General features: G+C 55.9%; 9 protein-coding genes and 1 pseudogene. 5 read left to right on the top strand and 5 right to left on the bottom strand.

Annotated features, from left to right (window positions below):
• From GC127_RS22645 to GC127_RS01175, 4 genes and pseudogenes are all read left to right on the top strand, one after another.
• Positions 1-322 (top strand): annotated as a pseudogene (locus GC127_RS22645) (helicase RepA family protein); the annotation flags it as partial.
• A complete protein-coding gene (gene repC, locus GC127_RS01185) occupies positions 319-1,185 on the top strand; it encodes a replication protein C, IncQ-type (protein ID WP_151976046.1) in 867 nt (288 codons plus the stop codon). The pseudogene GC127_RS22645 and the gene repC, both read left to right, overlap by 4 nt.
• A 403-nt stretch (positions 1,186-1,588) precedes the next feature.
• A complete protein-coding gene (locus GC127_RS01180) occupies positions 1,589-1,918 on the top strand; it encodes a type II toxin-antitoxin system RelE/ParE family toxin (RefSeq protein ID WP_199861150.1) in 330 nt (109 codons plus the stop codon).
• Positions 1,915-2,202, top strand: a complete 288-nt coding sequence (locus GC127_RS01175; protein WP_151976047.1) for a helix-turn-helix domain-containing protein — start codon at positions 1,915-1,917, stop codon at positions 2,200-2,202. Before GC127_RS01180 ends, GC127_RS01175 begins: the two co-directional genes overlap by 4 nt.
• A gap of 86 nt (positions 2,203-2,288) precedes the next feature.
• On the opposite strand, the gene GC127_RS01170 is transcribed toward GC127_RS01175, so the two are convergent.
• The 5 genes from GC127_RS01170 to GC127_RS01150 all read right to left on the bottom strand — a co-directional run bounded on the left by GC127_RS01170 (position 2,289) and on the right by GC127_RS01150 (position 7,132).
• Positions 2,289-5,060, bottom strand: a complete 2,772-nt coding sequence (locus GC127_RS01170) for a relaxase/mobilization nuclease domain-containing protein (RefSeq protein ID WP_151992549.1) — start codon at positions 5,058-5,060, stop codon at positions 2,289-2,291.
• The gene (gene mobC, locus GC127_RS01165) at positions 5,057-5,425 is read right to left on the bottom strand and encodes a plasmid mobilization relaxosome protein MobC (RefSeq protein ID WP_151976041.1); all 369 of its coding nucleotides are present in this window, start codon (positions 5,423-5,425) and stop codon (positions 5,057-5,059) included. The genes GC127_RS01170 and mobC overlap by 4 nt, the downstream gene beginning before the upstream one ends.
• 98 nt (positions 5,426-5,523) lie before the next feature.
• Positions 5,524-6,051 carry a hypothetical protein gene (locus tag GC127_RS01160; RefSeq protein ID WP_151976042.1) on the bottom strand — a complete coding sequence of 176 codons (528 nt, stop codon included), beginning with the start codon at positions 6,049-6,051 and terminating at the stop codon, positions 5,524-5,526.
• A complete protein-coding gene (locus tag GC127_RS01155) occupies positions 6,048-6,758 on the bottom strand; it encodes a hypothetical protein (RefSeq protein WP_151976043.1) in 711 nt (236 codons plus the stop codon). The genes GC127_RS01160 and GC127_RS01155 overlap by 4 nt, the downstream gene beginning before the upstream one ends.
• Positions 6,755-7,132, bottom strand: a complete 378-nt coding sequence (locus GC127_RS01150; RefSeq protein ID WP_151976044.1) for a hypothetical protein — start codon at positions 7,130-7,132, stop codon at positions 6,755-6,757. Before GC127_RS01150 ends, GC127_RS01155 begins: the two co-directional genes overlap by 4 nt.
• A gap of 236 nt (positions 7,133-7,368) precedes the next feature.
• On the opposite strand from GC127_RS01150, the gene GC127_RS01145 reads away from it, so the two are divergent.
• Positions 7,369-8,103 (top strand): AAA family ATPase (locus GC127_RS01145; protein ID WP_151992548.1); only part of this gene is annotated, 735 nt, incomplete at its 3' end.

The raw sequence follows: 8,103 nt of genomic DNA, 5'->3' as shown, positions 1-8,103 counted from the left end.
GGTCCTTCATCACACGAACAAGGTTTCGCAGCTCGGTGGCGGGCAGGGCGAGCAGGGCGCGGCGCGTGGGGCTTCAGCGTTGACTGACAATGCGCGTTATCAGATGAATATGTGGACCATGCCGCGCGAGGTCGCCGAAGCGCACGGTGTCCCCGATGACGAACGCAAAGCCTATGTGTTTGCGGAGGCCACGAAGGCGAACCACTTGCCGCCGCAGGGTAAGACGTGGCTTCAGAGGCAGCGCGGAGGGGTCCTGACGGGCATTGATCCGCTGCCTGAGGTGCCACAGCAGAACGGTCGACAGGGACGTTTCCAAGAATGACAACAGATAGCTCGATCAAAAAGCGCGGCGGCGTTACGTCATTTGCGAAGAGTGATCCCGCGATTTCTCTCGCCTCACTTTTCCGGCCTATCACGCGCGGCCGGCGCCCGAGAGGTCTTACGATATCAGCCCCTTGGGGTGCTGACCTGATTCTGCATTTCAAGCTTCACACGGGTCTGGACACGAAAGACCAGAGCGTTTTTCTGACCCTCGTTGCTTTGGCTGCGATCAAAGGCGGACAAATCGATAAGATGACGACAACACCAGTTGGTCGCCAGCTCTGGCTCGATCTGAATGGCGACGATGGGGACGCTGAATATAGCGGACCTGCGGTGGCGTTCTCTACTTCCTTTTATGAGATCCTGAAGGAGATGGGGCTGATGGCATCCGCTACGTCATACAAGTCGCTCTTAGACAGCCTCGATCGCCTCGACGGAGTTAGCTTCAAAGGGGAGACGCCGAGGTTTATTTTTCCGTCTCAGCGCCTCATCAGCTATCAGGTCGATAAAGAAAAGCAGCGCATCGCCGTCGTCCTGAACAGCCGTATCTGTGCGGCGCTGACGGGACAGTATGTGCGCATCGAGCTGCATGAACGGGCGCAGCTCACTTCTGATGCTGGGAAGGTTCTTCACGCGTGGCTCTGTGCCTGGTGCGGCCCGGGATCATCCAAACGCATCGGAGTCGACAAGCTTGTCTTGAAAGTTTGGGGAATGGAGGCCGCAACTTCATCGACAGGTCGCACCAGGCGAAAGCGTATCCGAGAGGCGCTGGTCGCGATCAATTCGCTTCCTGGTTGGTCGGCGTCTGAGGATTCTGGCGGTGTTGTTCACGTCCAACGCGCGTCTGTTTTAGATGCGAAATAGTATTGTAATAACGGGAACGCTTGCCCCTTTTTCAGGCTTGGATGATGGCCACCCACTTCCCTTCTCACGCCCTATGGCCACAACATGGAGTGTTGTAACAACGGGAACGCTCTATTGTAGTAACGGGAACGCTCCGTTGTAATAACGGGAACGCTCAGCCCTTGATGATACCCGTTTTATACATCAATTTCAGTGCTTTGCGTGATGCGTCGGAATCCGTATTAAGACTTATTAAGAAAGTCTAGCAGGGCATCTGCCCTGCACATGTTAAAAGGGCAGTAGGGAGGGAGGTGGCAAAGTCTCCAACCTCATCCCTACCAGCAACCAAGGGGCGGGCGGGCTGGTGCGAAATGGATGACCCATGGGGGCTTGACGGATATATAAATTTTTGTATATTTGTGCCATGAAGAATGTCGACTTCCGGGGATCGTCCCTATCCGACCTGCGCGATTTCCCGAACCCGTCTAGGCGGGAGGTCGGGTATCAGATCGATAACGTGCAGAATGGCAAGGACCCCGCTGACTGGAAACCGATGGGAACCATCGGAGCAGGAGTCAAGGAAATCAGGGTGAAGGACGAGAGTGGGATATATCGTGCCCTCTATGTCGCGAAGTTTGCGGATACTGTCTACGTGCTCCACTGCTTCAAGAAGACGACACCGAAGACCAGCAAGGCCGATAAGGACCTTGCCGCGAAACGCTACAAGGACCTTTTGAAGGAGTTGCGGAAATGACCACTTTTAACAGCGTCTGGGATGCCATCGAGGACACTCCCGAGCAGGCTGAGAACATGAAGATCAGGTCGGACCTGATGCGGTCCATCGAAGACCGCATCCGTGCGGAGGGTTGGAACCAGCATCAGGCCGCAGAACGGTTCGGCGTGACACAGCCTCGCGTTTCCGACCTGATGCGCGGAAAGATTGATAAGTTCACCATCGACACCCTCGTGAATATGGTTGTTGCAGCTGGCCTGCACGTTCAGGTTCAGGTCGGTGTCGTTGAAATGGAAGCTGCTTGAGCTTCAGCTTTCTGAGCCTGTTCGCTTTTTTGTGAAAAACCCAGATTCAACCGTAGGGCTTCGAGATTCCGAGAACGGGTTTTATGTTAAGTGAATTCCGGTGCGTCGGAATCATCCTCCGGTTGCTCTGTGGGTTCACTTTTAGACGGGGTTCCCGGGGGCATCTTCGCATCGCTTGGATCAGGCTTTTCAACCGACCGCCCCGCCGCGACCGCTTCCTGCCCTACTGCCCCAGGATCTGGCGACGGCATGGCCGGAGCCGGAACGGACTTTTGCGCATTGAGCACATCGAGCCAGTCTTTGCACGCCTTACTGGATCCTTCGATCCGCGAGGGTGGTGCAAGGCGCTTAGCGGCGGGTAGAAAGCCTTTTAGCTTCTGGTGTAGAACGTCTCCGGGCGCGTCATTGTCGAAGCCCGACAGTGCCTCACGGCCCTTTGCGAGCTTGAGGATGGCGGCCTCCGTTTTAGGGCCGAAACCTCCCCCAGTGCTGACATAGAGCGTGTCATCCCGGCCCTCGATCTCTGCCAGAGCCAATGCATCAAGCCCGCCTTCGAACACGACCAGGCGCCTTGCTGTTTCAGGATTTCCGAGGACGCAAACGGTTTTCAACCCGCCCCTGGCAAAACGTGCTGTGTTGGCCTTGCCGTCTTTCTGCCAGCGCTGTTCAAATCCCTGGATGTCGCCAGTCTCTGTATTGCGGTGTGCGAAGTAGATGCCACCGAAGACCCCGGCACGCACCTGGTCGTTGAAGCGTCGCAAGGTTGATTTCGAGATCCCGCGATCTTCAGCATAGGTCCGCTGTGCATCGACATATGGCGCTTCTTCCCACCGCTGCCGGGCTGCCGTGTGGTCGTGGGGCCCGTCCTCCTTGTTCCCGGATGACACGGGCGCAGGCATGGGCGCGTCGGTGCCGATTATTTCCCGGAAAGCTTGGCGCGCATCGCCGAGTGTTTTTCCTGCATTGTCTGACAGCCAGAGATCCACGACCGAGCCGCTCTCGCCGGTCTTGTTGTTCGTCCAGACCCAGACTGCACCTTTCCTGGTTGCCTTCAGCGTTTCTGACCCTCTGACATATGTTCTCCGATCTCTGCCCTGCTTGTCGTTGTGACCGTCCTTGTGCTTCTGGTCATATGACCAGCCCCCGCGCGCCGCGATCTCATCGATATGAACGGCGCGCATATCGTCGAGCTCACGGGCATCGTTTTCGTAGAATGCTCTCTGGATCCGTCGTGTCTTCGCCTTTTCACCTCGATTAGCATCGGGCGCGGTCTGTGGTTTCGAGACGTTTCGCCGATCGGGCAGATCGGCCTTGATCCGCTTCTCTTCTTCTCGCGTTACAGTCCGCAAGGCGGTCCGGACAGGATCACGGCCCGACCCGATGGCTTCCGCAACGGCCCGCGCTTCAGCCGTCATTTCTGCTTCATGTGCGGCCTTCTGGTCGCGTTCATTGTCGTTCTGATCGATCGCTGCGTCACGCTCGGAGATGCCTTCCTGGGACTCCTTCTGCGCCGCCATGGCCTCTGCATCAATGCGCCGCTGCATCTTCTCAGCGCGTTCGATGATCGCATCGCATTGCGCCTGAACATCCTCTGGAACGCCATGCACAGACAGACCTGCTTGTGCAGCTTCAAGTGAAGCCTGTCGCACAAACTCAGGTGATCCCGAAGGGCATACAGATGACCAGCCTTTGGCTTTTGCCATCGCGATCATGGCCGTCCGTGTTTCCTTCGTGCTCCTCGATGTTGATAGTCGGTCTCCATGATCAACGACCGTAGAGTTATCCGAAAAGGTAATTTGAGGAGGAGCGTCATTGAGATCGACAAAGCGTATGGCCTTTGAAATAAGGGGATCAAGATGAATGTCGCAGTAGATGCGCCGCAGAAGTGTCATCTTGAACGATGATGCAGAAACTGCTTTTTTATCTTCATCTGATATCACACCTGATATTTCTGCGATATCTTTGTGTTCTTCTTTCAGGTCATTCACATATGCGGCTTCTGGCTCTTCATATGGACCGAATGCCTTCTCCATCTTGCTGATCGAGAACTTGCTTCCGAATGCGCTGGCTTTCGCAAATTCATCACTTCCGATGATGCCGATGCGGGCGCCAGAACCGACTTTGTAATACGTCAAGCCCATCTCTCCGAGGGCGGTGTGGAGGCTCTGCCAGTCGAAGGCTGATCCTACGGTCTCGGAAAAACGGGCTTTCAGGGCGTCAGGAATCCCGGCTTCGAATGTCTCAAAACCCGTGCCTTTTTCCATTTTTCGGGCGCCAGAGGACTTCGGGCGCTTGCCGTCTTCGCGCTCAACCTGCTTTTTCGCCCAGGCTTCGGTGTTCGGCTTCAGCTCGACCGCGCCATCTTCAGACACGTCAAAATCGAACCGGCCTCGATCATGCGACCAGCCTTGCGCCAGCTCGATCTCGCGACAGGCCTTCTCGATCCTCATGTGATCGTTCGACTTCGACCAGACTTTTCCGGTCGTGGGGTGGACTGTGTTGCAGACTAGATGGATATGCTTTCTCTTGGTGTCGTGATGCGTGCCGATGACGATTTGATGCTCATCGAGATCCAGGCTTTTGATCATGTGATCCGCGGCGGCGCACATCTGGTCGTCGGTCGGCTGTTCGAGCTCATGCCAGCTGAGGACCAGGTGGTAATACGGCTTCTGGACACGATCGTTCAGTCCTGAGGTGAGCAGCATTTCGTCAGATGCATCATGCCAGTCTTTCGACGCGATGTTGCGCATCTCGATCCGTGCGGCCTTCGAGCAGACGTATGTCACGCCGGGCTTGAAAGCTTCAGCGCCGCCGCCTGAGCCTTTCTCGCCAGCCTTTTTGATTGCCTCTCCGATCATTTCAGAGCCCCCTTGAGCATGGTGGCTGCATCATCGACGGCGGCACGGGCGGCCTCGATCGTTTTGATGTCATCGGCAGATAGCGCGGATACTTTTCCGGAATTGATACCATGGGCAATTTGATTGAGGTTTGAGCCATGCTTTCCGAGTTCGCCTATGATCTTGATGAGATCTTGGCGTTCCCGGCGATCAAAGCCCGCTTCACCAAAGATCAGAGCGGCGAGATAATCTCTATGATCTGGAAAGCCTGCCTCATGGGCGCGCTCGATGAACGCCGCCAGCTCACCATCGTTGACCCGCTTTTGCAGAATGTTCCCCCGCTTCCGCTTGTCTGACCTCTCTTTTCCATCACCTGCTTTTGCCATGCCCAGTCCTCTTTTTTGTATTCTACCCCCTTCCCTTGAAAATTCCCCTCCCTACCGCCCACAGCTGATCTCGCCGACACCGCAGGTGGAGAAGAAGATCAGCCAGAAGAACGATCCACGTAACAGACGAGACTGCCGTCCCTCGCGGCAGCTGGCTCTTCAGCGCAGATTCCGCGAGCATTGAGGACCAGATACATTGCGACCGCCGCAGCCATCGCGATGGCACTCGCAACAAGAGCCCCCGCTATAGCGGCGATGATGAACCGCCGCTTTGAGATCCGATCTGCCGTTGTGATGGACTTTTCTGCCGACGCTTGCGCGATCTTGTCTGATGCCTGACCGATGAGTTTCGCGATGGCCTTTTGGGCTTCGGCGGATGCGATTGGACCGGCCTTCTCCGGGATGTCTTTCAGAGCATCGAGGACGAGGCGCATCTCCTTGATTGCCGCGTTGCGCGCGGACTGATTTGTTGCCGCGTAGTGATCCAGGGTCATGATCACGGGCCACATCTCATCACGGGGCGACAATCCGAGGCCAGCCTTGACGGCGATCAGCCGGTCGCGGTCAGTATCGTTCGGTGCGCGCTTGTAGAGCTGCTGAAAGAGATCTTCGGGGAAGTCTGTCATTCGAGAATTCCCGCCTTGCGGATTTCTTTCGTCCAGGCCTCCAGGGCGGACTTGGCGCGGATCTTCTGAAGCATCGACAGGCTGTCAGACTCCCGCGCCGTGATCAGGTTCAGTGCCCTGTTTTCCATGATGTCGCAGACTGCGGGGTCCAGCCGGATCATGTCGATGATCGGAGCACCTCGAGCTTCCAGCTCTTGTCGCACTTTGCTCTGATCGAAGAGATCGAAGCTGCGTTCTTCTCGGTGGTTCTTGACGATGATCCATCGCGCGCTGTTGGGCAGCGATCCTAGTTCATCTTTCAGAGCCACGACAGGGGCGCGAGACTGGTCGATCACGAAGACGATCCAGAGCTCTGCGCCAAGCTCTTCGGTCAGGATGCTTAGATCGAAGCCGTCCTCTGATGCGCCGCCAGATGCCAGCCGGGCCATCACATCGGATCCACGGGCAGGGAGATCGATGAGCACATCGCCAGGGCTTTCCGCGATCGCCTCAAACAGTTGATCTAGGCCTGCAGGGGTCATGACATTGATGCAGCGGACATCCGCGTCACCTGATTTGAAGGCGGCATGGAGGCCTGGATTCTTGTTGTCGCCGTCGATTAGCGTGATCTGTTTCCCAGTCTCTTGGAGGGCTGCGGCGGTGCGCTTTGCTGCTTCGGTTTTTCCGACGCCGCCCTTGTCGCCATGTATCAGGAAAATGCGCTTCACAGATCACCCCCTTGGTCTCTGAAATCCGCTTTAGTATCTACTTTCGTATCTTCCTTTGATGCGCTATATTCAGCCTTTGCAGGAGCCACATTGGCCTTGCGCGTCCAGGTGCGCAGGGGCTTGATTCCAGCCTCTTCACGCGCTTTCCGAACGTATGTCTTGAAAGTGTTCATCTTGATCTTCTGGTCGTCTGGCAGTGTTCTATTGAGCTCTTCACAGATCTCCGCGATCGAGAACCCGGCCTCCATCTTTTCATGGATTTCCTTGATCAGCGACGCGACGAAGTCGGCTCTCGTAAGCCTCTTCTCACTCTTCTTCGCCATCAATCTTAGCGCGGACTTCGCTTCCTTTAGTTTGTCGGATTTGATTGTCATTGGATTATCCCCGTGATACACATATCAACATATACGCAATTTCCATTTATCTTCAAGATATATCTTGTATTTATTCTTTAGTCGTTCTATATCTTTAGCAGGGTATGGCGACGGTAAACCGTCACCCCCTAGATCCTGCGCGGCGGTGACACTGATGTGTCTTCTTCTTGCAGGATGTGGCAACGTGTCGGCGCCGGGGGCTTCTCCGCGTTGTTTATTGGGCGATAGGAGAGGGCATGGCGAGAGAGAAATTAGGGCCGTTGGAAGACTACAGCATCCAGAAGGGCGCTGGTTATTTCTTCGACAATGAGCCGCTGCCGTTAGATTTTGTGCTGCCCGGATTGATGCGGAAGAGCGTAGGTGTGTTGGTTGCCGCTGGCTCGACAGGCAAGAGCTTCTATGCCGTTCAGACGTGCCTTTCTGTTTGTGCCGGTCGAGATCTCTTCGGCCTTTACGGAGGCGCAGAGATCACTGCAGGTCCGGTCACTTATCTTGCGCTCGAAGACACTCTCGATGTTTTTTGGCATCGCCTCTACGGCATCGCTGGACACCTGCGTCAGAACAACAATGAAGATGATTTCAAGGCGATCCGAAAGGCGGCTGACCAGCTTCATATTCACGAGCTTTACGGTCGCGGGTTCAGACCGATCGAAGGTGATGATTTGCAGCCTTCTGCACATCTCCGTCAGTCGATCGACGCTGTGAAGGCGCAGGGTGCGCGGCTGGTGATCGTCGATACCTATTCGCGTTTCCTCGCTGGCCATTCGGAGCAAGACAATGCGGTCGCGGCGACGATTGTCGCTGCCCTAGAACAGATGTGCCAGGAGACCAATGCAGCCGTCCTGGTCCTTCATCACACGAACAAGGTTTCGCAGCTCGGTGGCGGGCAGGGCGAGCAGGGCGCGGCGCGTGGGGCTTCAGCGTTGACTGACAATGCGCGTTATCAGATGAATATGTGGACCATGCCGCGC

The sequence above is a fragment of the Roseovarius sp. EC-HK134 genome (genome assembly GCF_902498815.1).
GTDB classification, from domain to species: domain Bacteria; phylum Pseudomonadota; class Alphaproteobacteria; order Rhodobacterales; family Rhodobacteraceae; genus Roseovarius; species Roseovarius mucosus_A.
Note: the sequence above shows the minus strand (reverse complement) of the source record. Positions and strands in the feature narration are given on the sequence as shown.